Consider the following 21,802-nt stretch of genomic DNA (forward strand, 5'->3'; position numbering starts at 1 on the left):
GATGGCGGAGTTCTTCGCCTCCCTCGGGCCTTTCGGCTGGATTGTGCTGGCGCTGGCCGGGATCGGCCTGGTGACGCTCCCCCGCGCGCTGCGCGAGATGTGGACGCGCCCCTGGAAGAAGGACGACAGCGAGCGATGACGCCCGAGTCGGGCGGAAGAGCGGGCCCCCTTTCGTCCGAGTGGCTCGGCGCGTAGACCTGGGGGGAACTCCTGATCCTGATCGAGAGGACGAGATGAAGACTCATTTTCTGGCCGGCGCGCTCTGCCTAGCGCTGACCGCCCCCGCCGCCGCGCAAGACACCGAGACGCTGGCCCGGACCTATGTCGCGCTGCCCGGCGTGCAGGCGATGATGGACAACATGTTCTCCGCCGAGGCGCTGGTGACGCAGTTCATGTCGCAGATCCCGCCCTCGGTCGAGGTGTCGGAGGCCAAGCAGGCCCAGATCGGCGAACTGATGGCCGAGGCCATGAACGAGATGCGCCCGGAATTGGAGCGGGCCATGGTCGAAAGCTCCTCCGCGACATTCGACGCGCCGGAGCTGGAGGCGCTGATCGCCTTCTACGAGACCGAAGCCGGCGCCTCGGTAATGGCCAAGATGCAGCCGATGATGGCGGACTTTCTGGCCCGGATGGGCCCGCGCCTGACCGAGATGCAGCAGACGCTCGTGCCGGAGGTCGTGTCCATTCTCCAGGCGGAAGAGTAACCCCGTCCTGCGCGCCCTCAGGCCAGAGGGCGCACATCCGTGGTGCTGCCATCTGAATAGCCGATGCAGCGCCAGGGGCTTTGCACGAGCCCCACGCCGATCTGAAACACCGTTCCGGCCTCCGAGAAGTCCGAATTGATGACCGTCACCTCGGAGGACCCGGCGGCCGTGGCCACGGCGCGCAGGCAGCCCTGCTCGGCCAGCGCGATGGGCCCAAGCACCGGATCCAGCGGCGCGGGGGCGGCGGGCGCGGGGGCAGGCTCCTCCGCGACGCAGGCCATGAGCAGCGGAAGGGCGAGCAGGGGCAGCGGTCGGACTGTCATGAGGGCTCCCTTTGCGGTGGTCTCCTCATCATGCCCCGACAGGCCAGGTCTGTCGACCGGAGGGCCCGGCGTCGCATTCGGGCCGTTCTGCTTCGCATCCCTCATTCCCCGACAGACCCGGTCACGTTAGCCGTAAGAAGAACGGCTCATGCGGGAGGAGAGCGACATGGACGGAGGATGTTGCGGGCCGGGTTATGCCAGCCCGGCCGAGGCGATCCGCGCACCGCGTGAGAAGCTGCTCTACACGATCGCGATCTATACCGGCACGGGCATTCAGAAGCCCGACTATCTCACGACGATCGACGCCGATCCGGACAGCCCCACCTATAGCCAGGTCATCCACCGGCTGGAGATGCCCGGCATCGGGGACGAGCTGCATCACATGGGCTGGAACGCCTGTTCGTCCTGTCACGACGACAGCTCCATGTCGCGCAAGTATCTGCTGGTGCCGGGCGTGCGCTCCAACAACATCCATGTCGTCGACACCGCCACCGATCCGCGCGCGCCGCGTCTGCACAAGGTGATCGACGGGGCGGAGATCAAGGCCAAGACCAATCTCAGCGGGCCGCACACCGTGCATTGCCTGGGCTCCGAGATCATCATCTCCTTCCTGGGCGACGCCAAGGGCGAGGCGCCCGGCGGCTATCTGCATCTCAACAAGGATTTCGAGATCGTCGGCCGCTGGGAGGCGTCGATGGGCGACATCCCGTTCGGCTACGATTTCTGGTATCAGCCCCGCCACAACGTGATGGTCAGCTCCGAATGGGCCGCGCCGAACACCTTCATGCCGGGCTTCGATCTGGAGGAGGTCGGGCACCTGAAATACGGCCGCCGCCTGCATATCTGGAACTTCGAAAAGCGCGAGCCCGTAGAGTCGATGTATCTCGGCGAGGACGGGCTGATCCCGCTGGAGGTGAAGTTTCTGCACGACCCCGACAGCACCCATGGCTTCTGCGGCGCGGCGCTCAGCTCCAACGTCATCCATTTCTGGAAGAACGGCGACGGCAAGTGGGAGTGGGAGAAGGTCATCGACGTCGAGAACGAGCCGCATCCCGAATGGCCCATCCCGGTGCCGGGCGTGATGTCGGCGATCCTGGTCTCGATGGACGACAAATATCTCTATCTCAACAACTGGCTGCATGGCGACATGCGCCAATACGACATCAGCGACCCGCATAACCCCAAGCTCACGGGGCAGGTCTGGATGGGCGGGCTGCTGGGCAAGGCGCCGCAGGTGAACGGCGTGGACGTGGCGGGTGGGCCGCAGATGTTCCAGCTCAGCCTCGACGGGCGGCGGCTCTATGTGACGACTTCGCTGTTTTCGACCTGGGACAACCAGTTCTACCCCGAGATCCGCCAAAAGGGCGGGGTCATGGTGAGGATCGACTGCGATCCCGAGAATGGCGGCATGAAGATCAACGAGGATTTCATCGTCGATTTCGGGAAGGAGCCGAACGGTCCCTCGCGTTGCCATGAGACGCGCTATCCTGGCGGCGACTGCACCAGCGACATCTGGCTGTGACGGAGACGCGGCGCATCACGCTCGCCAATTGCGGCGGGGCCGTCCATACCGTGGACGCCCGCCGCCCCCTGCTCGATACGCTGCGCGCGCAGGGGGTTGATCTGCCCTATGGCTGCAAATATGGCGGCTGCATCACCTGCGCGGCCAAGCTGGTCGAGGGAGAGGTCGATCAGCGGCGGCAGGTGGCGCTCAACAACCGGCAGCTCGCCAATGGCTACGTTCTGCTCTGCGTCGCGCGGCCCGTCACCGACTGCACACTTGAGATCGGCGTCGAAAGCCACGACAAGCTTTATCGCAACCCCTTCCTCGACCCGCTGGAGCCGCATGAGCTCAAGGCCGACATCGCTACCCCGAAGGAGCCGTGAATGTCCGACGTCATCGCCCATCGCTACGACTACGACCAAGCCTATCTCAGCGGGATCCTGCGGGAAGTGAAGACCATCGCCATGGTCGGGGCCAGCGCGGACAAGACCAAGTTCAGCTATGGCGTGCTGCGGGTGCTGCACGAGACCGGCTATGACATGATCCCGGTCAATCCCAACCCGCGCGTGACCGAGATCCGGGGGCTGAAGGTCTATCGCTCTCTGGCGGAGATCGACCGGCCCGTGGACATGGTCGAGGTCTTCCGCCCCAAGGAGGAGCTCTACGGCATTGCGGAGCAGGCCATCGCAATCGGGGCCAAGGTGCTTTGGGGGCAGATCGGCGTCTATGACGACCGCGCGGCGGCCCTGGCCGAAGAGGCGGGACTCAAAGTGGTGATGGACCGCTGCCCCAAGATCGAACTCTTCCGCCCGTTCTGGAAGCCGCGGCTCGATTTGAAGATCTGAGTCAGCCCGGGCCGAGGAAGTCGCGCAGGAGCGCGTCGAACAGCTCCGGCTTCTCCAGGTGAACGGCATGGGCGGCGTCGGGGACGACGGCAAGGCGGGTGCGCGGAATGCCCGTCCAGAGCCGCTTGATCTGTGGCCACTGATAGGTGCGGTCCCGGTCCCCCCAGAGGATCAGCGTGTCCGCGGCGATCTCCGATAGCAGGTCGCCGCCCGACCAAGCCTCCATCGCGTCGAGCCCGGCATGGATGGCGGGCAGGCCGGCCTGTTCCGCGATGGCGGCGCAGGCGGGGTAGGCGGGGGCGGCCTCCCGGTCGCGGAACCAAGTGGCAGCGATGCGGCGGGCGGTGGGGCCGGCGCCGTCCTCTTCGGCGCGGCGCTTGCTCTCGGCGATGGTCTCGAAGCGGCCCGGCAGCAGCCCCTGCGCGCCCGTCGCATAGAGCACGAGCCGCCCGACCCGCGCGCGGTCGCGCCGCGCGACCTCTTGCACGATCATGCCGCCCATGGAGTGGCCCAGCAGGTCGTAGCGATCGACGCCCAGGCGGGTGATTTCGGCAATGACCCAGTCCGCATAGGCTTCGATCCGGTCGAGCGGCGCCTCATCGGCCCGCGCGCCGAACCCCGGAAGGTCCAGCGTTACCGTGTCCCGGCCCAGCCGTCCCACCTGGCCCGCCCATTGCGCGGCGCCGCCGAGAAAGCCGTGGACCAGGACGAGCGGCGTCACGATCTCTGACCCTGTACGATTCGGTCTAGGATCATCGCGCAGAACAGGATCGACAGACCCGCCAGGATGCCCTGACCGACATTGGCGTATTGCAGCGCCTCCAGCACATCCTCGCCCAGGCCCTTGGCGCCGATCAGAGAGGCGACCACCACCATGGCGAGCGACAGCATGATCGTCTGGTTGATCCCGGCCCGGATCGAGGGCGCGGCCAGCGGCAGATCGACCTTGGTCAGCAGATACCACTTGCTCGCGCCAAAGCTGATCGCGGCCTCGCGCACCGCCGCCGGCACGCCGCGCAGGCCCAGCACCGTCAGGCGCACCACGGGCGTGCCGCCGAAGATCATCGTAACCACCACGGCGGCGGGCTTGCCGGTGCCGAAGAAGGCGATGACCGGGATCATGAAGACGAAGGCGGGCATCGTCTGCATGAAGTCCATGATCGGCTGGATCGCCTTATAGAAGCGCGGGCGGCGGGCGGCGAACATGCCCAGAGGGATGCCGATGACGATCGACAGGCAGGCCGCCGTGCCCAGGAGGGCGAGCGTGGTCATCGCCTTCTCCCAGAAGCCGAGGAAGCCCATATAGGCCAGGAACGCGCCCGAATAGATCGCCATCCGCAGCCCGGCGGTCAGCCATGTCAGCAGCACGATCAGAGCGGCCACCACGATCCAGGGCGTGGCGACGAAGACCAGTTCCAGCGCGTCGAGCACCATGCGGATGCCCGCCGTGATCGCGTCGAACAGCGCCTCGCCGTTCAGCACCGCCCAGTTGAAGAAGGCTTCGACCCAGGCAATCGCGGTGAGCCGGATTTCCGGCGGGGTCGGGAAGTCCGACAGCACGGCGAAGCGGCCCGGAAAGCTGTAATGGACCATCGAGACCAGCACGATGAGCGCCATGAAGATCGCCGAGAAGGCGACCTGTTGGCGGGGCATCCCGGAGCGCACCGAGCGGTCGGACAGCCATTCGGAGAACCGCGCCTCCAGCGCCCAGTTCGCCACCACGGCCTGCACCGCCTTGACGGCAAGGAGCAGGATCAAGCCACCCAGCGCGATGGCCGGGCCGCCGGCGGCGATGGCTTCCGCCTCGGCGCGGATGCCGTCGATATTGGCCTCGAGCGACTCCACCGTCCGCTGGAAGGCCTCCACCCGATCCGAGCCGCTGTCGATGGCCGCTTGAAGCTGCTGGCGGCGCAATTCCAGCGTGCCCTCGATGCTCTCGATCCGGGCCATGGCGTCGGCGGCGAGGTCGCCGAACAGACCGCGCGCGATCTGGACCAGGGCGAGGACTTCGAGGATCAGAAAGGGCAAGGCCCAGGACCAGAGCCCCCGTGCCCCGAACCAGACCGGCCCCATGAGGCCCGCGGCGGCGTTGAAGGTGGGCGTGAAGCGGGCCGATGCACCGACCCGCTCGAAATTGCGGATGTAGTAATCCGGGCTGGTCTCGACGAATTCGCGGATATTGTCGCGCCGTTCATCGGCATAGGCCACGGCCGCCGCGCTTTCGGTGTCTTCGAGCGGGTTCACCCCGTCGTCGTCGATGGCGCTGTCGTCCTTCATGAGACCTCCGTCCCTTCGATGACCGTCCGAAGCAGGTCGGCCCGGGTGATGATGCCGCGCGTCTCGCCACCCTCCTGGACCAGGACGGGGCGGTCGTCGTCGATGGCCAGGGTAATGAGGCGGCTCAGTGTCTCGCCCTCGTCCACCTGCGGCAGGTCGGCGGGGAGGGGGCCGTGCTTGGCGGTGTATTCGTCCAGCGGTCGCATCACGGCATGGGCATGGACGACTTTCAGCCGCGAAATGCCCGCGACGAAATCGGCCACGTAGTCGTCGGCCGGGTGCATTACGATATCCTCGGCGGTGCCGGTCTGGACCATCCGGCCGTCGCGCATGATGGCGATACGGTCGCCGATGCGGACGGCCTCGTCGAGGTCGTGGGTGATGAAGATCGTGGTTTTCTTCAGGATCTTGGAGAGCCGGATGAACTCGTCCTGCAATTGCCGCCGGATCAGCGGGTCGAGGGCCGAGAAGGGCTCGTCCATCAGCAGCACGTCCGGGTTGGCAGCGAGGGCGCGGGCGAGGCCGACGCGCTGCTGCATGCCGCCCGAGAGTTCGTGGGCGAATTTGGAGGCCCAGGGCCCCAACTCCACGATGTCGAGGATGGCTGCGGCCTGGCGCATTCGCTCGTTCTTGGGAACCTCGCGGATCTCCAGCGGCATTGCGACATTGTCCAGCACCGACCGGTGCGGCATCAGCGCGAAGTTCTGAAACACCATCCCGATCTTGCGGTTGCGGAATTTTCGCAAGGCGCCTGCGCTCAGGGCGGTGACATCCGTCCCCTCGATCTCGATCTTGCCCGCGGTGGGTTCCAGCAACCGGTTGAAATGGCGCACGAGGGTGGACTTGCCGCTGCCCGACAGGCCCATGATGCAGAAGATCTCGCCCCGGTCGACCGAGAGGCTGACATCGGCGACGCCGACCACGGCATTGAATTCGGCAAGCACTTCGGCTTTGCCCAGGCCACGCTCGCGGATGGCGGCAAGCGCCTCTTCGGGGCGGGCGCCGAAGATCTTCCAGACATTGGTGACGTCGATGACGCGGTCCGACATGCGGGTCCCTTTCCGGCGAGGTCTGGCAGGGCCACGCCCGGGACAGGCCCCGGGCGCGGCGGGATGGATCAGAGACCCAGCATCGCGTCGACGCGGTCGGAATTCGCGGCGACCCATTCGGCGGCCACCTCGGACGGGTCGCGGCCATTGGCGCTGATCTCGAAGGCCAGGGAACTCACGTCCGAGGCGTCCAGCGCGAAGTTCTGGAAGAATTCCGCGATGGCGGGCGAGCGCTCGACGAGGCTGTTGGACCAAGCGATCTGCACGTCCTTGAGCGCGTCCTTACTGGCGACCATCGAGTTCTCATACCAGTCCGGATCGTCGGAGGGCTGATACATCACGTATTTTTCGGGGTCGTAGGCCGGCTCGGTCAGCATCACGACGTCGAACATGAACCAGACGGCGTGCGGCTCGTAGCAGTAGAACGCATAGCCCTCGCCCTTGGCGATGCTGTCCTTGATGCGCGCGGTCTTGACCGCCTCTTCGGCGCGGATCGGCTCGATGAAGTCGAGCAGACCGTAGTCGCGGACCTTGACCTCGTTCACGTTGGCCGAGGCCCAGCCCGGCGCGCCGATCCACATCTCGCCCAGACCGTTGCCGTCGCTATCCATGGCCGCGGCCACGTCCGGGCGGCCCAGATCGGCGATGTCGGTGATGTCCATCGCGGCGGCGAAGTCCTGGCTCACGCAGAAGCCCTGGTTGCCCTGATAGGGGTTCGACGACAGCGTGACGGTCCCCTTGCCGTCGACATATTCGTTGGTGAAGGCCTCCTGGTTGGGCAGCCAGACGTCGGGGTGGACGTCGATATCGCCTTCGCCCTGGTCCATCGCCTGGAAGATGGTGGCGTTGTTGCCGGGCACATACTCGACCTCGCCGCCGATGCGCGAGGTGACGATCTCGCCCAGCACATGGGCGATGGCCTGCGCCCCGGTCCAGGAGGGCACACCGATCTTGACTTCTTCCGCCCAGGCGGGCGCGGCGGTCGTGGCCAGCAGCGTGGCGGCCAGCAGCTTCGTCTTGAACGTCATCTTGGGTCTCTCCCTCTTTTCGTTCTTCACGCGACGTATCCCGGGAGGTCGAACGCCTCCGGGTATCCGAATAGGGCGGCGCTGCCGCCGGTGTGCAGGAAGACGACATTCTCCATGCCGTCGAAATATCCCTTGCCGATCTGGTCGATCAGCCCGTCGAGCCCTTTGCCCGAATAGACCGGGTCGAAGAGCAACCCCTCGGTCCGCGCCAGCATCTTGAGCGCGGCGACCATGCCGTCGGTCGGGATGCCGTAGCCCTGGCCGACATAGTCGCAATTGGCGCGGACGGTCTCGCGCGCGATCTCGGTGCCCAGGCCCAGATGACTTGCCGTCCGCTGGGCCAGGTCGAAGACCATCTGCTCCTGCTTTTCCTGCGGCGCACGGACGCCGATGCCCAGCAGGTGAATGTCGCTCTCAAGCGCGGCGAGCCCGGCGACGAGCCCGGCCTGGGTGCCGGAACTGCCGGTGGCGTGGACCAGAGCGTCGATTTTCAGGTCCATCGCGGCGGCCTGGTCGGTCAATTCGAGCGCGCAGTTGACGTAGCCCAGCGCGCCCACCGGGTTCGATCCGCCACCGGGGATGACGTAGGGCGTCTTCCCCTCGGCCGTCAGCTTTTCCGCCAGATCGGTCATTTCGGCGGCCATGTCCGCGCCGCCGGGGCGCTTGGACACCGTCGCCCCGTGCAGCCGGTCCAGCAGGACATTGCCGTTGAGCGTGTAGTCGGGATCGGTCGCGCCGGTCCGGTCCTCCAGCAGGATATGGCACTCCATCCCCAGTTTGGCGGCCGCGGCGGCGGTTTGGCGTGCGTGGTTCGATTGCGTCGCGCCCTGGGTGATGATCGTGTCGGCCTTCTGCGAGAGCGCCTCGGCCATCAGATATTCCAGCTTGCGGGTCTTGTTGCCGCCCGAGGAGAGCCCGGTGCAGTCGTCCCGCTTGACCCAAAGGCGGGGGCCGCCCAGCGCCTGGGACAGCCGGTCCATCGGCTCCAACGGGGTTGGTAGATGCCCCAGCTTCACCCGCGGCGCTCGGCCGAGCGCGTCGGCCAGCGCGGCCCGCGCTTTCGATCCCGGTGTCGTTTCTCGTTCCAAATGATCCATCACTGCCATGGTCTCTCCCCCCGGTCCGCAACTGTGCCAAGACGTCCCGCGTGACAGAGCGGATTCAAAGTGCCGATTTCTACGGCTGCCCATACAATTGGTATGGGCAACGCGAGAATCGGACATGGAAACGAACTGGCTGGACGACGTCCTCACCCTCCTGGAAGAGCGGAATCTAACGCGTGCCGCAGAGCGACGGAACGTGACGCAGCCCGCGTTTTCCCGCCGTATCAGAGGTTTCGAGGACTGGCTCGGTCGGCCGATCCTCGGTCGGGGCCCCAATCGGATCGAGATCGACCCGGCCTTGGCGGCGAACGAGGCGGAGATCCGGGCTCTGGTCTCACAAATATCGGAGCTACGCCTAAGGATCGTGCATCATGATCCGAACGCGACCACTCTGCGGATCGCGGCCCAGCATGCCGCGCTCGTCTCGCAGCTCCCCGACATGGCGGATCGCGCGCGCCGGGCCTTTCCGGGGCTGCGTCTACGGGTGCGCGCGGGGAATCTAGACGACTGTGTGAATCGGCTCCTGCGCGGCGATGTCGAGATGCTCCTGTGCCATGAAGCGGCCAATGCCGCGCCGCTGCGCTTCGGTTCCGGCGTGCGGCGGGTGCAATATGGCACGGACGGTCTGATCCCCGTGGTCGGGGGCGCGCTGCGCGATGCGCCGCATGTCGACGACCTGCCTGCCATCGTCTATCCGCAGGAGAGCTATTTCGGCGCGGTGCTGTCCCGGCGGGAGCGGCGCTATGGCACCGCCGCGCAGGCCGGCTCGGTGGTCTGCGAGACGGCCTTCTCGGCAGGAATCCGGGAGATGGTGCTGGCCGGGATCGGCGTGGCCTGGCTGCCGAGCAGCATGGTCCGCCGCGACCTGGCGCGCGGCGCGCTCGTCTCGCTGGCCGACAGGTTCGGATCGGAGCCGTTGGAGACGGCGGTCTATGCGGATTCCGGCTCGGACACGGTGACGGCGCTGCTGTCCTTGTGGATGGGCGAGGACCGAACCGGCGGTGCACCTTGATCCTCCCCACGCGGGAGACGCGGGCGCGTCGCGGATAAGGCCGGCGCGGGCCGGGACGCAAAACGCGCGCGGCAGCCTGCCCGATCGGGGCAGGCTGCACGGGCCGGGGCCGATGTCTGGAGGTGGGTTAAGCGCTTCAGGCAGCGACGGCCTGGCCCGGACGCCCCTCGGGCAGCAGCGCATAGGCGCCCGGGCCCATCGCCGCGACCGCGCCCTGCACGACCGTCCAGAACAGCGGGAATTCCCAGCCGCCGCCTTCGTTGCTGAAGAGCCAGCCATAGCCCGCATGCGCCCAGGTCGCGCCCAGCAGCACCGGGATCAGCGCCAGAGCCACCGCGCGGGTATAGACCCCGGCGATCAGCGCGAGGCCGCCGAAGATCTCGGCGAAGATCGTCGCATAGGCGAGCAGAGCGGGCAGGCCGAGGCTTTCGAAGAAGGCGACGGTGCCCGGGAGGGTGAAGACGAACACTTTCAGCAGGCCGTGGGCGAGAAAGAGGCCGCCGGTGATGACGCGGAGCGCGAGGGCCGCATAAGGCGCGGTACGGGTATCGATCATGGGTCGAGGTCCTTGGGGTCTGTCATTGGCGCGGGCGGTCGAACCGGGCCTCGTGCCCGATCCACGGGCCGTCCCGTCGATGACCCGCATTTGGCGCATCGGATTGGTTCGAAAAATATCGCTAGTGGCGAATGATTTTCGCGGATATGTTCCAAATCCATGGATCGGATCGAAGGGCTCCGCACATTCGTCGCCGCTGTCGAAGCCGGGTCGTTCACGGCCGCGGCGGATCGGCTGGGTATCTCCAAGAAGCTCGTCAGCAAATATGTGGGTCAGCTCGAAACGGTGCTCGGCACCCGGTTGCTGAGCCGCACGACGCGGTCGTTGGGCCTCACCCGGTCCGGCGAGCGCGTCTATCCCCGAGCGGTGGCGCTGCTGGCGGATTTCGACGAGTTGCTGGCCGAGACCCGCGCCGAAGAGCAGGGGTTGAGCGGGACGCTGCGCATCGCCGCGCCTGTCGCGTTCGGGGAGCTGTATCTCCACGATGTGCTCTCCGATTTCGCGGCGGAACATCCCGCGCTGTCGATCGATTTGCAGTTGAACGACCGCTTCGTGGATCTCGCGGCCGAAGGGTTCGACTTGGCTTTGCGGATCGGCGCCTTGGAGGATTCCGCGCTCCGCGCCCGGCGGATCGGGGAGACCGCGCTGATCGTCGTCGGGTCGCCGGACTATTTCGCGCGGGCGGGGCGGCCCGCGCATCCGGACGGCCTGCGGGACCATGTCTGCATCCGCGACGCGAATATCCGCGGCGGGCCGACATGGCCGTTCGAGATCGCCGGACAGGTCCGCGCGGTCCCGGTGACGGCGCGGATGCGGGTCAACAGCGCGGCCGCCGTCCGGCTGTCGGCGCTGCGCGGGGACGGGCTGTGCCTGTGCCCGGACTACATCGTCGGGCCCGACATCGCGGCCGGCCGGCTGGAGCGGGTTCTCTCCGGCTTTCCCTCCGGCATCCGGGGCATCCATGTCGTCTATGGCGACGCGCCGCGCCTTCCGGCGCGCACGCGTGCCGCGCTGGACATGCTGGCCGCGCGCTTCAAGCTCCCGCCCTGGCGACAGCGCGCGGAGCGGGGGCGCGCCTGAGTTCGGGATGGCGTTGAGAAGGGCGTTGAGAGGGGCGTGGCTTTTCTCGCAACCTTTGGATCCGTCTCGCGGGGCGAACGTGTCGCTGGTTCTGTCGGCTGCGGGCGGGATGCAGAGTTGACGGCAGGCGCAATTTCCGAGGGCTGATCGAGGCGCCATCCCTTGCCCTTGCGCGCGGCAGTGACCAGATCCCCCTTGTTGCGGAAAACTTATACGCGGGATAGAGGAATTCTCTGGAGGCCCGTATGAAGCTGACATCCTATTCCAATTTCGCGCTGCGTTCGCTGCAGCTGGCGGCTCTCAAGGCGCCCGAGTTGATCCGCGTCGATGACGTTGTGCGCGTGCACGGGTTGGCGCGGCCGCATATCGTCAAGATCGTTCACGAGCTTGGGCGCGCCGGCTATCTCGAAACCGTGCGCGGCAGGGGCGGCGGCTTTCGGCTCGCGAGACCGGCGGAGGACATCGTGATCGGTGACGTGGTTCGATTGACAGAGGGGCCGCTCGATATCGTCGAGTGCTTCAATCCCGAGCGGAACACCTGCCCGCTGATCGGCATCTGCAAGCTGTCGCGGGCGCTGAAAGCGGCGACCAACGCGTTCATGGCGGTGCTCGATGATCTGACGCTGGCCGATATCGCCGCGAACCGGGGGGAGCTTCTGGCGCGGATCGCGCCGATCGAAGAGGGCATCGTGGCTCCGATGCGGCTGGCCCGATGAGCGGCGAGGATTGGACCGATCGGTTTCAAGGGACCCGAGCGCTGCCGCGCCAGGTGCGGGATCGGCTGTTGCAGGTCGCACAGGTCCGAACCTATCCCAAGGGGCATCAGGTCTTCGGTCCCAGCAATGTACCTGACAGCCTTCTGTTCCTCGTCGAGGGCACGATCCGGGTCTCTCAATCCTCGGAAAACGGACGGGAAATCGTCCTCTACCGGGTCGATGCCGGGGAGAGCTGCGTTCTGACCACGGCCTGCATGCTGGCCGAGGAGGCCTATAACGCGGAGGGCATTGCCGAGACGGATATCAAGATCGTCATGCTGCCGAAATTGGCCTTCGACGCGCTCGTGGCGGATGAGCTGGCCTTCCGGAACTTCGTCTTCGCGGCCTATTCCCGGCGCCTTATCGATCTGTTGCGCGTGGTCGACGATGTCGCTTTCGGCCGGATCGACGTGCGGCTCGCCGACCGGCTTCTCGCGCTCGCCGGCGGGGACAAGGAAATCGCCGCGACCCATCAGCAAATCGCCAGCGAGCTGGGGACCGCGCGCGAAGTCATCTCCAGGGTTCTGAACGATTTTCAGAAGCGGGGGCTGGTCGCTCAGTCGCGCGGACGGATCGCGGTTCTGGACAAACCCAAGCTAAGGGCCCTTGCTGAGTCCGATTGACGGTCGGTCCTTGGTTCCGCGGCGCCACAGCAGCTTGAGCGCGACGGCCATCAGCGTGAGCGACGTTGCCAACCCGATGAGGGTGGAGAGCGCGTCGGAAATCATCGCCAGCGCGTGCCCAAAGGCCGCACCGAGCGAGATGTAGAGGCCGACCCAGACGACCTCTCCGGCCAGTTCGGGCAGGAGGAACCGGCGCCAGGAGGTTGCACCGGCCCCCGCCGCGAGGTTGACGGCCGGACCCAGGGGCGCGACCAGCCATCGACTGAGGAAAATGGCCCAGGTGCCGCGCTCCTGGAGATAACGCCCAACCTTCTCCGTCGCTTCCGTGTGACCGGCGAGAAATGTCGACGCGTATCGTCCCAGAAGAAAGCCGACATTATCGCCGATCACCGCCGATGCGAACGCGGTCAGCACGGTTGCCACCAGAGGCAGATCGCCGGACGCGACAAAGGCGCCTGACAGCAGAAGAAGCATCGAGGCGGGCAGGGGGAGGCCAAGGCATGCGAGGACGATGGCCGCAAAGAGCGCGGGCAACCCGTAGGTCGGCAGGGCATCCAGCAGCAATTCGGTCATCGCGACCGGATGTCCTGGATGGCGGCCTCGACCTCACGGCTGGTTTCTTCGAAGGTCTGGCCGCGCATCTTGGCGAGCTCTTTCAGCGACAGCCCTCTGTTCGCCTCTGGGTCAAGGCCGAGCGACGCGGCGAGCGCCTCGCGCTCGACACCGTAGGATCTCGCCACGAAGCCGACCGGCATCCACGGCTCAAGCGCCTGATCCTGATGCGCGGGGTCTGACCAATAGACAAGCTGGACGATGCCGCGGACAGCGAAAAGGGCGGTGCCGAGCACCGACGCGATCAGAAGCGCCCATAACAGCCGCCGATATGTCCTGTGCGTCGGGACGCCTGCCTCATCGGCTTTCTTGCTCATTGGGTGACATTATCACTGACCTGCGCGATCGGAACTTATACCTCATGGTTAACTTTCCGACTCGGAGGAAACGGAGGACACCATGACGAAGAATATAGGAACCATCGACCGCATTCTCCGCGCGGCCTTGGGGCTGGGGCTGCTCTACCTGGCGCTGGTCAGCGGCCTGCCGCTATTCGAGGGATCGCTCGCCAAATATGGCGCGGCGGCCATAGGGGGCGTCATGCTGGCGACGTCGGCGCTCCGGACCTGCCCGCTCTACAGCCTGTTCGGCTTCAAGACCTGCCGGGAGTGCTGAGATGGAGACGGCTTTCACTCCTTTGACGTCGTTCGGTGGCGGTCTGCTGATCGGGCTTGGCGCTGTTCTGTTGATGCTGGGCCTTGGACGCATCTTCGGTGCGACCGGCATCCTGTCCGGCACGGTCTTTGTGGAGAACCGCGAGGAACTCGCATGGCGGCTCGCTCTGATCCTCGGCATGGTTCTGGCACCGGGCCTGATCTACGTGGTGACTGGCGCGATGCCGACTCTCAACGTGCCGGTCAGCCCGGCAATGATCGTGATCGGCGGTGTCATCGTCGGGCTCGGCGCCAGCCTCGGCTCCGGCTGCACCTCGGGCCATGGGGTCTGCGGTCTGTCGCGCCTGTCCATCCGCTCGCTTGTCGCAGTGCCGACCTTCATGGCGACGGCTGCGATCACGGTCTTCCTGATCCGTCACGTTTTCGGAGGGTAACGATATGAAATTGGTATTCGCTCTCCTGACCGGGCTCGTGTTCGGCACCGGTATCGCGATTTCCGGCATGATGGACCCGGCCAAGGTCCTGAACTTCTTCGATCTCGCCGGCACCTGGGATCCCAGCCTCGCTTTCGTGATGGGCGGCGCCCTGGTGGTGACCTTCGTCGGCTACCGGCTGGCCTGGCGCCGCGAGGCTCCGCTTTTTGGCGGTCGCTTCCAGCTGCCGACCTCCACCGATCTGGACGCCAAGCTCATCGGCGGCTCCGCGCTTTTCGGCGTGGGTTGGGGCATCGCGGGCTTCTGCCCCGGTGCTGCGATCCCGGCGCTCGGCACCGGCCGTTGGGAAGTCGTGCTGTTCCTCATTGCGGTCGTCGTTGGCTTCTTCCTGCGCCGCGTTCTGCTCACGGTCACGCCCAAGGGGTCGACGTCATGACCAGGAGATTGCTCTACGCGGCCGCCTTCGCGACGACCTTGGGCGTTGCAGGGCTTGCCGGTCTCAGCCTCGCTCAGGGCATGCACGGTCCTGCCCATGGCTCCGGCCACGGTTTTGTCCACGGACACGGCTTCGGGATGCATGACGAGACCAACATGCCCGGCTTGCGGGGCGAAAACGCCACGCAGCAGGAGAGCGCCGAACTGGCGGTCATGTTCCGCAACTTCGACACCATCACCCGCGAGGTCGAGAACCTGCCGAACGGCATTCGCACGGTGACGCGCTCCTCGGACCCCGAGGTGATGGATGTGCTCGTGAGCCATGCCGTCGGCATGATCGACCGGGTCGGGCGCAAGGACGATCCGAAGATCTTCATCCAGAGCCCGACGCTCGACGTCTTCTTCCTGCGCGGCGACGAAATCCGCTCCGAGGTTGAAGTGACCGACGAAGGTCTCGTTGTGATACAAACGTCGGACAATCCCGTGATGGTCGAGGCGCTTCAGGTTCACGCGGCCGAAGTGACCGACATGGCCGACCGCGGCATGGCCGCGGTTCACGACATGATGATGCAACAGCAGCGCCGTCACTGACGGGCGATCCAATATCTGAGAGGAGATTTTTCGATGACCACCTATCCCGTCAACATGGACGTCAAACCCGATGTTCAGGCTTTCTTCGACGAAGCCACGAACACGATCAGCTACATCGTCAAGGATCCCAGCTCGAACGCCTGCGCCATCATCGATTCCGTGATGGATATCGACTACGCCGCCGGCCGCATCACCTACGATCACGCCGACGAGCTGATCCGCCAGGTGGAGGCCCGGGGGCTGAAGCTCGAATGGATCATCGAGACGCATGTCCACGCCGACCATCTGAGCGCCGCGCCCTACATCCAGGAAAAGCTGGGCGGCAAGATCGGCATCGGATCGAAGATCCTGATCGTGCAGGACACGTTCGGCAAGATCTTCAACGAAGGCACCGAATTCCAGCGCGACGGCAGCCAGTTCGACGCTCTGTTCGAGGATGGCGACACCTATCAGGTCGGCAATATGACCGCCTTCGCCATGTACACGCCTGGCCATACGCCGGCCTGCATGGTGCATGTGATGGGCGATGCGGCCTTCGTGGGCGATACGCTCTTCATGCCCGATGGCGGCTCGGCCCGTGCCGATTTCCCCGGTGGCGATGCCGCGACGCTCTACGACAGCATTCAGAAGGTGTTGGCGCTGCCTGACGAGATGCGGCTCTTCATGTGCCACGATTACGGCCCGAACGGTCGCGACATCCAGTGGGAGACCACGGTGGGCGAAGAGAAGGCGCACAACATCCATGTAGGCGGCGGCAAGACCAAGGAAGAATTCGTCAAGTTCCGCACCGAGCGCGACGCGACGCTGGCCATGCCGAGACTGATCATCCCGTCGCTTCAGGTGAACATGCGCGCAGGCGAGATCCCGACCGACAAGGACGGGCGGCAGATGCTCAAGGTTCCGGTGAACGGCCTCTGACACGAGAGCGCCGGCACCCAGCCACAGAAATTAGGAGGCTCCGTTGTCCAACAACAAAACGATAGAGAACCTGAACAAGGCGTTGCAGATGGAAATGAGCGCCACACACCAGTACCAGTTGCACGCGCATGTGCTTGACGATTGGGGCCTCAACCTGCTCGCCGACAAGATGCGCGAGGAGCAGGCCGAGGAAGTCGGGCATTCCGACCTCTTCATCGAGCGCGTCCTGTTTCTCAAAGGGACGCCCGAGATCGCTTTCGCGAAGCCGCCGAAGCGTGCCGAAACCCTAAAGGAAATGTTCGAGTCCGACCTGGCCGACGAACAGGACGCCATCGTGTTCTACACGCAGGCGGCGCGCGAAGCCTATGAGGCCAACGATGTCGGATCGCGTCTGCTCTTCGAGAAGATCGCCGTGGACGAGGAAGGCCACAAGGCCTGGCTAGAGCTGCAACTCGATCTGATCGAGCGGATCGGGGAGCAGGCCTACAGCGCGAAGCTCGTTTCGCTGACACAAACCGAAGGGCAAGCCGTCTAGCGGCACGACCTGGATCGTCGGACGCGCGCTCGGGCGCCGCTGACTGGGATTGTAGGAAGGCATATACCATGGAAATCAAGAGACTTACCGACAAGGTTTCGGTCTCGCCGCAGATCACTGCGGACGACATGGCGGCGATCAGCGAAGCCGGTTTCCGCGCCATCATCTGCAACCGCCCGGACGGCGAGGGGGCGGATCAGCCCAGCTTCCAGGAGATCGAGGCCGCGGCCAAGGCCGCGGGCATCGAGGCGCGCTATGTGCCCGTGAAATCCGGCATGGTGACGGATGACGATGTGGCGGCGTTCGGCGCCGCGCTGAGCGACGTGCCCCGTCCGATCCTGGCCTACTGCCGGACGGGCACCCGCTCGGCGACGCTCTGGTCTTTCCATGAGGCCAAGAAGCGGCCGATGCCGGAGATCCTCGCCGCGACCAAGGCGGCGGGCTACGACATGAACGGCGTGGCGCGGCGCATCGTCAATGGCGGCAAGACGCCGACGGATACCGGGGATGCGAGCTTCGATGTGGTCATCGTCGGCGCCGGCGCGGGCGGCATCTCCGTCGCCGCCAGCCTGAAGTCGCGAAAGCCCGGCCTCAACATTTCGGTCATCGACCCGGCCGACATCCATTACTACCAGCCCGGCTGGACCATGGTCGGCGGCGGCATCTTCGAGGCCCGACAGACCGCCAAGACGATGGGCAGCCTGATCCCCAGCGGCGTGAAATGGATCAAGGCCGCCGTGGCTGCCTTCGAGCCGCAGAACAACGCCGTCATCCTCGATGGCTGCCGCGTCTTCAAATATGACCGTCTCGTCGTCTGCCCGGGGCTGAAGCTCGATTGGGACAAGGTCGAGGGGCTGGAAGAGACCTTGGGCCGGAACGGCGTGACCTCGAATTACCGCTACGACCTCGCGTCCTATACTTGGCAACTGGTGCAGGAGATGACGTCCGGCCGTGCGCTCTTTACCCAACCGCCGATGCCGATCAAATGCGCGCGTGCGCCGCAAAAGGCGCTCTATCTGTCGGGCGACGCCTGGTTCCGCCGCGGCGTGCTGAAGAATATCGACATCCAGTTCATGAATGCCGGCGGCGTCCTCTTCGGCGTGAATGACTACGTTCCCGCGCTCATGAAATATGTCGCGAAGTATGACGCGACGCTGAACTTCTTCCACGATCTCATCGCGGTCGATGGGTCGGCGAAGACGGCCACGTTCAAGGTGGCCAAGCCCGACACGGCCCCGACCGATGTCACCGTCGACTTCGACATGATCCATGTCTGCCCGCCACAGGTCGCGCCGGATTTCATCCGCGTCTCGCCGCTGGCCGATGCAGCGGGATGGGTCGACGTGGATCAGGCCACCCTGCGGCACAAGACCTATGACAACATCTGGTCCCTGGGGGATGTGACGAACGCCCCCAACGCCAAGACGGCTGCGGCGGCGCGCAAACAGGCCCCGACGGTGGCCGAGAACATCGTCGCCGACATCGCGGGCCGGTCGCCCGTGGCGGCCTATGACGGCTATGGATCATGTCCGTTGACGGTGGAGCGCGGCAAGATCGTGCTGGCCGAATTCGGCTATGGCGGCGTGCTCAAGCCCTCGTTCCCCGCTTGGGCGATCGATGGAGCCACCCCGAGCCGGGCCGCCTGGTTCCTGAAGGAAAAGATGCTCCCACCGATCTATTGGCAGGCCATGCTGAAAGGGAAGGAATGGATGGCCAAGCCCGAACAGCTCAAAGCCGCGGCCGAATAGCGCGGCTTACCTCCCGTTGGAGGCGGGCATGTCCGCCTTCGTCGCCGCGGTCGGTCCCGCCCTGTCCGACCCTGAACCCGGCGCTCGGTGGCCCCGGCCCCTGAGCGCAAACCTTCGATTGCGATATGCCGATGCCCAGCCTCCGCCAGTATTTTCCCATCCTCGAATGGGGCCGCACCTATGACAGGTCAGCGCTGTCCAACGACCTGATCGCGGCGGTGATCGTCACGATCATGCTGATCCCTCAATCGCTCGCCTATGCGCTGCTCGCGGGGCTCCCGCCGGAGGCGGGCATTTACGCGTCGATCGCGCCGATCATCCTCTACGCGATTTTCGGGACGAGCCGGGCTTTGGCGGTCGGACCCGTGGCGGTGGTGTCGCTGCTGACCGCCTCGGCGGTGGGGCAGGTCGCCGAGCAGGGCACGGCGGGCTATGCGGTGGCGGCGCTGACGCTGGCGTTCCTGTCGGGGGGGTTTCTGGTCTTGATGGGCGTTCTGAGGCTTGGCTTTCTGGCCAATTTCCTCAGCCACCCCGTGATCGCGGGGTTTATCACGGCGTCGGGCATCCTGATCGCCACGAGCCAGCTGAAGCATATCCTGGGCGTCAGCGCCCATGGGCACACCCTCCCCGAGATGCTCGGGTCGATCTTCGCGCATCTGGGCGAGGTCAACTGGATCACGCTGCTGATCGGCGTCACCGCGACGGCATTCCTGTTCTGGGTGCGCAAGAACCTCAAGCCGTCCCTCCGCAAGCTTGGCGTGCCGCCCTTGCTGGCCGACATCCTGACCAAGGCCGGTCCGGTGGCTGCCGTCGTTGCCACGACCGTCGCCGTCTGGGCGCTCGGGCTTGCCGACCGGGGCGTGAAGATCGTGGGCGAGGTGCCGCAGAGCCTGCCGCCCTTGACCCTACCGGGCTTCGCGCCGGACCTTCTGAGCGCGCTCCTGATCCCGGCGATCCTGATCTCGATCATCGGTTTCGTCGAATCCGTTTCCGTCGCGCAGACCCTCGCCGCCAAGAAGCGCCAGCGGATTGACCCTGACCAGGAGCTGATCGGCCTCGGCGCCGCCAATCTGGGCGCCGCCTTCACCGGCGGATATCCGGTGACCGGGGGCTTCGCCCGCTCGGTCGTGAATTTCGATGCCGGGGCCGAAACCCCCGCCGCCGGGGCCTTCACCGCCATCGGTCTCGCCATCGCCGCGGTCGCCCTGACGCCGCTGGTCCATTTCCTTCCCAACGCGACGCTCGCCGCGACCATCATCGTTGCGGTGCTCAGCCTCGTGGATCTGTCGATCCTGAAGAAGACCTGGGGCTATAGCCGGGCCGACTTCACGGCCGTCGCCGCGACGATCCTGCTGACGCTGGGTCTTGGCGTCGAGATCGGCGTCGCGTCCGGCGTGGCGATCTCGGTGCTGCTCCATCTCTACAAGACGTCGCGCCCCCACGTGGCCGAGGTCGGTCTCGTTCCCGATACCCAACACTTCCGCAATATCCATCGCCACAAGGTCGAGACCGATCCGACCCTGGTGACGCTGCGGGTCGATGAGAGCCTCTACTTCGTCAATGCGCGCTTTCTGGAGGATCTGATCCAGAAGCGGGTCACCATCGGCTGCGCTGTGCAGAACGTCATCCTGATGTTTTCGGCCGTGAACGAGGTCGATTACTCCGCCCTGGAGAGCCTCGAAGCCATCAATCAGCGCCTCAAGGACATGGGCGTCGGGCTGCACCTGTCAGAAGTGAAGGGCCCGGTGATGGATCGTCTCAAGCGGTCGCATTTCCTGGAGGAACTGAACGGTCAGGTCTTCCTGTCGCAATACGACGCCTGGCGGACCCTGACCGCGCCGCAGGCGGTCGAGAAGGCAGCGGCGCAGCCGGCCCCGTGACCTGTTTCGCGCGGTCCGGGAAGCTGTGTCTCGCGGCTCTGGATGGCCGAGGGTCCTTGAGGGCGATAGGCTGGGGGCGGCATGGGCCGACCGAGCCGCCCCGACGCGGAAACGCGCCCGGCGGCGCCGATCGATCGCGTGGGGACAGTGGAGTCCGCGCCGGCCGCTCCGCGAGGTTCGACCTCGGTGGTGGCGATGCCCCCTTGGCGGAAGCGGATCGGCCAAGCTAGCTGGAAAGACCGAGGAACAAGATCGAGGACGAATCGCCATGGCGGAGCTGGAAAACTGGAGCCCGGACCGCGTCCGAGAGGCGCTCGACGCGGGGTCAATCGTTCTGATCGACGTCAGAACCCCTCAGGAATACATGATGGAGCATATCGACGGAGCGCTTCTGCTCCCGATGGCGTTCTTCGACCCCCGCGCCCTCCCGTCGCAGGAGGGCAAGCGGATCGTGCTGCATTGTGGCTCCGGCGCCCGGTCCGGCAAGGTCGGAGCGCGCGCGCTGGACGCGGGGATCACGCCGCTGGCCCATATGGAGGGCGGCATGGCCGCGTGGAAACAAGCAGGCCTCCCCTATCGTGGGACGGATATGTCGACCGGCGCCCCCGCGATGAAGAACGCGGGCTGAGGTGGCGCCGTTCGGCTCGGCGATGATGTCGGTTCGGTATACGCGACCCGGGCGGGCGGGCAGGGGCCGTGGCCCGCTCGGGATGGAGCCTGCTGGCGGACGTCCGGGCACACGGGTCACGGCCCGCGCTTAAAGGCCGACCAGCCTCCAGCCCATGCGATCTGGCCAGTTTAGCGGCGCCGTACGGCCCCCCGGTCTTCCGTCCGAAGCGCGTCTCAGACAGTTTCGAGCGTTCCGCGCTTATACCTGAGTCCGAGGACATGAAGGGACATAAGAAGCGGCACGCCCGCCAGCGGAAGCAAGTTGACGAAGGGCACATCCGGGTTGGCCACGAAGACAGGGATCAGCGTCAAAGCCCGGAGGATCAGGACATGGCTGGGATCCGCGAGGCCGATCAGGTTCCTGTCAGCGAAAGCGCGCCGACTTATGGGGGTTCCCTCAGCAGCAGGCCGTCTCCGATGAGTCTGACCGCGAGCTCCCCAAGTCCCACCGGCCAGAAGAACGCGGATGGAAGACCGCCGGCCACGCCGACGGCCAGCACGGACACG

27 protein-coding genes are annotated in these 21,802 nt (G+C 65.8%); 18 read left to right on the top strand and 9 right to left on the bottom strand.

Features of this window, described 5'->3' with window-relative positions:
- Position 1 precedes the first annotated feature (1 nt).
- Together DTQ71_RS23470 and DTQ71_RS09765 are read left to right on the top strand one after the other, a co-directional pair.
- The gene (locus DTQ71_RS23470; RefSeq protein WP_170125386.1) at positions 2-139 is read left to right on the top strand and encodes a hypothetical protein; all 138 of its coding nucleotides are present in this window, start codon (positions 2-4) and stop codon (positions 137-139) included.
- 94 nt (positions 140-233) lie between these two features.
- Positions 234-704 carry a DUF2059 domain-containing protein gene (locus DTQ71_RS09765; protein WP_109564103.1) on the top strand — a complete coding sequence of 157 codons (471 nt, stop codon included), beginning with the start codon at positions 234-236 and terminating at the stop codon, positions 702-704.
- Between the two features lie 17 nt (positions 705-721).
- Here the strand turns inward: DTQ71_RS09765 and DTQ71_RS09770 are convergent, their stop codons facing one another.
- The gene (locus DTQ71_RS09770; RefSeq protein WP_109564104.1) at positions 722-1,027 is read right to left on the bottom strand and encodes a hypothetical protein; all 306 of its coding nucleotides are present in this window, start codon (positions 1,025-1,027) and stop codon (positions 722-724) included.
- Positions 1,028-1,175: 148 nt separating this feature from the next.
- On the opposite strand from DTQ71_RS09770, the gene DTQ71_RS09775 reads away from it, so the two are divergent.
- Genes DTQ71_RS09775 through DTQ71_RS09785 form a run of 3 tightly spaced genes read left to right on the top strand, consistent with a single transcriptional unit; the run spans position 1,176 to position 3,376 of the window.
- Positions 1,176-2,549: a selenium-binding family protein gene (locus tag DTQ71_RS09775; protein WP_425452097.1), complete on the top strand. Its 1,374-nt coding sequence runs from the start codon at positions 1,176-1,178 to the stop codon at positions 2,547-2,549.
- Positions 2,546-2,914: a 2Fe-2S iron-sulfur cluster-binding protein gene (locus DTQ71_RS09780; protein ID WP_109564105.1), complete on the top strand. Its 369-nt coding sequence runs from the start codon at positions 2,546-2,548 to the stop codon at positions 2,912-2,914. The genes DTQ71_RS09775 and DTQ71_RS09780 overlap by 4 nt, the downstream gene beginning before the upstream one ends.
- Positions 2,915-3,376, top strand: a complete 462-nt coding sequence (locus DTQ71_RS09785) for a CoA-binding protein (protein ID WP_109564106.1) — start codon at positions 2,915-2,917, stop codon at positions 3,374-3,376.
- Position 3,377: 1 nt separating this feature from the next.
- Here DTQ71_RS09785 and DTQ71_RS09790 read toward each other — a convergent pair whose 3' ends face one another.
- From DTQ71_RS09790 to cuyA, 5 genes are all read right to left on the bottom strand, one after another.
- On the bottom strand, positions 3,378-4,097 hold the full coding sequence (locus DTQ71_RS09790) for an alpha/beta fold hydrolase (protein ID WP_109564107.1): 720 nt from the start codon (positions 4,095-4,097) through the stop codon (positions 3,378-3,380).
- Positions 4,094-5,653 (bottom strand): ABC transporter permease, encoded by a 1,560-nt coding sequence (locus tag DTQ71_RS09795; protein WP_109564108.1) that lies wholly within the window; start codon positions 5,651-5,653, stop codon positions 4,094-4,096. Before DTQ71_RS09795 ends, DTQ71_RS09790 begins: the two co-directional genes overlap by 4 nt.
- Positions 5,650-6,702, bottom strand: coding sequence for a quaternary amine ABC transporter ATP-binding protein (locus DTQ71_RS09800; protein ID WP_109564109.1), 1,053 nt, complete (start codon positions 6,700-6,702; stop codon positions 5,650-5,652). Before DTQ71_RS09800 ends, DTQ71_RS09795 begins: the two co-directional genes overlap by 4 nt.
- A 68-nt stretch (positions 6,703-6,770) precedes the next feature.
- On the bottom strand, positions 6,771-7,730 hold the full coding sequence (locus DTQ71_RS09805; protein WP_109564110.1) for an ABC transporter substrate-binding protein: 960 nt from the start codon (positions 7,728-7,730) through the stop codon (positions 6,771-6,773).
- 26 nt (positions 7,731-7,756) lie between these two features.
- Entirely contained in the window at positions 7,757-8,836 is a 1,080-nt protein-coding gene (gene cuyA / locus DTQ71_RS09810) for a D-cysteate sulfo-lyase (protein ID WP_109564111.1), read from the bottom strand.
- A 115-nt stretch (positions 8,837-8,951) separates the two neighbouring features.
- Between cuyA and DTQ71_RS09815 the strand changes: the two genes are divergently transcribed.
- Positions 8,952-9,845 carry a LysR family transcriptional regulator gene (locus tag DTQ71_RS09815; protein WP_109564112.1) on the top strand — a complete coding sequence of 298 codons (894 nt, stop codon included), beginning with the start codon at positions 8,952-8,954 and terminating at the stop codon, positions 9,843-9,845.
- A gap of 136 nt (positions 9,846-9,981) precedes the next feature.
- On the opposite strand, the gene DTQ71_RS09820 is transcribed toward DTQ71_RS09815, so the two are convergent.
- On the bottom strand, positions 9,982-10,401 hold the full coding sequence (locus DTQ71_RS09820; RefSeq protein ID WP_109564113.1) for a DoxX family protein: 420 nt from the start codon (positions 10,399-10,401) through the stop codon (positions 9,982-9,984).
- 159 nt (positions 10,402-10,560) lie between these two features.
- Between DTQ71_RS09820 and DTQ71_RS09825 the strand changes: the two genes are divergently transcribed.
- The 3 genes from DTQ71_RS09825 to DTQ71_RS09835 all read left to right on the top strand — a co-directional run bounded on the left by DTQ71_RS09825 (position 10,561) and on the right by DTQ71_RS09835 (position 12,859).
- A complete protein-coding gene (locus DTQ71_RS09825) occupies positions 10,561-11,481 on the top strand; it encodes a LysR family transcriptional regulator (RefSeq protein WP_109564114.1) in 921 nt (306 codons plus the stop codon).
- A gap of 245 nt (positions 11,482-11,726) precedes the next feature.
- Positions 11,727-12,197: an Rrf2 family transcriptional regulator gene (locus tag DTQ71_RS09830; protein WP_109564115.1), complete on the top strand. Its 471-nt coding sequence runs from the start codon at positions 11,727-11,729 to the stop codon at positions 12,195-12,197.
- A complete protein-coding gene (locus tag DTQ71_RS09835) occupies positions 12,194-12,859 on the top strand; it encodes a Crp/Fnr family transcriptional regulator (RefSeq protein ID WP_109564116.1) in 666 nt (221 codons plus the stop codon). The genes DTQ71_RS09830 and DTQ71_RS09835 overlap by 4 nt, the downstream gene beginning before the upstream one ends.
- Here the strand turns inward: DTQ71_RS09835 and DTQ71_RS09840 are convergent.
- Both DTQ71_RS09840 and DTQ71_RS09845 read right to left on the bottom strand, forming a co-directional pair.
- Complete coding sequence (locus DTQ71_RS09840; protein ID WP_109564117.1) at positions 12,833-13,432, bottom strand: DedA family protein; 600 nt, start codon at positions 13,430-13,432, stop codon at positions 12,833-12,835. The two genes, DTQ71_RS09835 and DTQ71_RS09840, sit on opposite strands and share 27 nt — an antisense overlap.
- Positions 13,429-13,788, bottom strand: a complete 360-nt coding sequence (locus DTQ71_RS09845) for a hypothetical protein (protein ID WP_109564118.1) — start codon at positions 13,786-13,788, stop codon at positions 13,429-13,431. The genes DTQ71_RS09840 and DTQ71_RS09845 overlap by 4 nt, the downstream gene beginning before the upstream one ends.
- A gap of 82 nt (positions 13,789-13,870) precedes the next feature.
- On the opposite strand from DTQ71_RS09845, the gene DTQ71_RS09850 reads away from it, so the two are divergent.
- The 9 genes from DTQ71_RS09850 (at position 13,871) to DTQ71_RS09890 (ending at position 21,254) form a co-directional block, all read left to right on the top strand.
- Entirely contained in the window at positions 13,871-14,086 is a 216-nt protein-coding gene (locus tag DTQ71_RS09850; protein ID WP_109564119.1) for a YgaP family membrane protein, read from the top strand.
- Position 14,087: 1 nt separating this feature from the next.
- Positions 14,088-14,519, top strand: a complete 432-nt coding sequence (locus tag DTQ71_RS09855) for a YeeE/YedE family protein (protein ID WP_109564120.1) — start codon at positions 14,088-14,090, stop codon at positions 14,517-14,519.
- A 4-nt stretch (positions 14,520-14,523) separates the two neighbouring features.
- Positions 14,524-14,955 (top strand): DUF6691 family protein, encoded by a 432-nt coding sequence (locus DTQ71_RS09860; RefSeq protein WP_109564121.1) that lies wholly within the window; start codon positions 14,524-14,526, stop codon positions 14,953-14,955.
- Positions 14,952-15,545, top strand: a complete 594-nt coding sequence (locus DTQ71_RS09865; protein ID WP_245947378.1) for a hypothetical protein — start codon at positions 14,952-14,954, stop codon at positions 15,543-15,545. Before DTQ71_RS09860 ends, DTQ71_RS09865 begins: the two co-directional genes overlap by 4 nt.
- A 33-nt stretch (positions 15,546-15,578) precedes the next feature.
- The gene (locus DTQ71_RS09870) at positions 15,579-16,463 is read left to right on the top strand and encodes an MBL fold metallo-hydrolase (protein WP_109564123.1); all 885 of its coding nucleotides are present in this window, start codon (positions 15,579-15,581) and stop codon (positions 16,461-16,463) included.
- Positions 16,464-16,506: 43 nt separating this feature from the next.
- Entirely contained in the window at positions 16,507-16,998 is a 492-nt protein-coding gene (locus DTQ71_RS09875; RefSeq protein ID WP_109564124.1) for a bacterioferritin, read from the top strand.
- 68 nt (positions 16,999-17,066) lie between these two features.
- Positions 17,067-18,746: a bifunctional protein tyrosine phosphatase family protein/NAD(P)/FAD-dependent oxidoreductase gene (locus DTQ71_RS09880; protein WP_109564125.1), complete on the top strand. Its 1,680-nt coding sequence runs from the start codon at positions 17,067-17,069 to the stop codon at positions 18,744-18,746.
- 131 nt (positions 18,747-18,877) lie between these two features.
- Positions 18,878-20,626, top strand: coding sequence for a SulP family inorganic anion transporter (locus DTQ71_RS09885; protein WP_109564126.1), 1,749 nt, complete (start codon positions 18,878-18,880; stop codon positions 20,624-20,626).
- 268 nt (positions 20,627-20,894) lie between these two features.
- A complete protein-coding gene (locus tag DTQ71_RS09890) occupies positions 20,895-21,254 on the top strand; it encodes a rhodanese-like domain-containing protein (protein ID WP_109564127.1) in 360 nt (119 codons plus the stop codon).
- Positions 21,255-21,802: the final 548 nt, after the last annotated feature.

This window comes from Jannaschia seohaensis, assembly GCF_900116765.1.
Classification (GTDB): Bacteria; Pseudomonadota; Alphaproteobacteria; order Rhodobacterales; family Rhodobacteraceae; genus Jannaschia; species Jannaschia seohaensis.

Coding starts and splice junctions, on each gene's coding strand:
- DTQ71_RS23470 (WP_170125386.1), top strand. CDS start 2: ATGGCGGAGTTCTTCGCCTCCCTCGGGCCTTTCGGCTGGATTGTGCTG.
- DTQ71_RS09765 (WP_109564103.1), top strand. CDS start 234: ATGAAGACTCATTTTCTGGCCGGCGCGCTCTGCCTAGCGCTGACCGCC.
- DTQ71_RS09770 (WP_109564104.1), bottom strand. CDS start 1,027: ATGACAGTCCGACCGCTGCCCCTGCTCGCCCTTCCGCTGCTCATGGCC.
- DTQ71_RS09775 (WP_425452097.1), top strand. CDS start 1,176: ATGCGGGAGGAGAGCGACATGGACGGAGGATGTTGCGGGCCGGGTTAT.
- DTQ71_RS09785 (WP_109564106.1), top strand. CDS start 2,915: ATGTCCGACGTCATCGCCCATCGCTACGACTACGACCAAGCCTATCTC.
- DTQ71_RS09795 (WP_109564108.1), bottom strand. CDS start 5,653: ATGAAGGACGACAGCGCCATCGACGACGACGGGGTGAACCCGCTCGAA.
- DTQ71_RS09800 (WP_109564109.1), bottom strand. CDS start 6,702: ATGTCGGACCGCGTCATCGACGTCACCAATGTCTGGAAGATCTTCGGC.
- DTQ71_RS09805 (WP_109564110.1), bottom strand. CDS start 7,730: ATGACGTTCAAGACGAAGCTGCTGGCCGCCACGCTGCTGGCCACGACC.
- cuyA (WP_109564111.1), bottom strand. CDS start 8,836: ATGGCAGTGATGGATCATTTGGAACGAGAAACGACACCGGGATCGAAA.
- DTQ71_RS09815 (WP_109564112.1), top strand. CDS start 8,952: ATGGAAACGAACTGGCTGGACGACGTCCTCACCCTCCTGGAAGAGCGG.
- DTQ71_RS09820 (WP_109564113.1), bottom strand. CDS start 10,401: ATGATCGATACCCGTACCGCGCCTTATGCGGCCCTCGCGCTCCGCGTC.
- DTQ71_RS09825 (WP_109564114.1), top strand. CDS start 10,561: ATGGATCGGATCGAAGGGCTCCGCACATTCGTCGCCGCTGTCGAAGCC.
- DTQ71_RS09830 (WP_109564115.1), top strand. CDS start 11,727: ATGAAGCTGACATCCTATTCCAATTTCGCGCTGCGTTCGCTGCAGCTG.
- DTQ71_RS09835 (WP_109564116.1), top strand. CDS start 12,194: ATGAGCGGCGAGGATTGGACCGATCGGTTTCAAGGGACCCGAGCGCTG.
- DTQ71_RS09840 (WP_109564117.1), bottom strand. CDS start 13,432: ATGACCGAATTGCTGCTGGATGCCCTGCCGACCTACGGGTTGCCCGCG.
- DTQ71_RS09845 (WP_109564118.1), bottom strand. CDS start 13,788: ATGAGCAAGAAAGCCGATGAGGCAGGCGTCCCGACGCACAGGACATAT.
- DTQ71_RS09850 (WP_109564119.1), top strand. CDS start 13,871: ATGACGAAGAATATAGGAACCATCGACCGCATTCTCCGCGCGGCCTTG.
- DTQ71_RS09855 (WP_109564120.1), top strand. CDS start 14,088: ATGGAGACGGCTTTCACTCCTTTGACGTCGTTCGGTGGCGGTCTGCTG.
- DTQ71_RS09860 (WP_109564121.1), top strand. CDS start 14,524: ATGAAATTGGTATTCGCTCTCCTGACCGGGCTCGTGTTCGGCACCGGT.
- DTQ71_RS09865 (WP_245947378.1), top strand. CDS start 14,952: ATGACCAGGAGATTGCTCTACGCGGCCGCCTTCGCGACGACCTTGGGC.
- DTQ71_RS09870 (WP_109564123.1), top strand. CDS start 15,579: ATGACCACCTATCCCGTCAACATGGACGTCAAACCCGATGTTCAGGCT.
- DTQ71_RS09880 (WP_109564125.1), top strand. CDS start 17,067: ATGGAAATCAAGAGACTTACCGACAAGGTTTCGGTCTCGCCGCAGATC.
- DTQ71_RS09885 (WP_109564126.1), top strand. CDS start 18,878: ATGCCCAGCCTCCGCCAGTATTTTCCCATCCTCGAATGGGGCCGCACC.
- DTQ71_RS09890 (WP_109564127.1), top strand. CDS start 20,895: ATGGCGGAGCTGGAAAACTGGAGCCCGGACCGCGTCCGAGAGGCGCTC.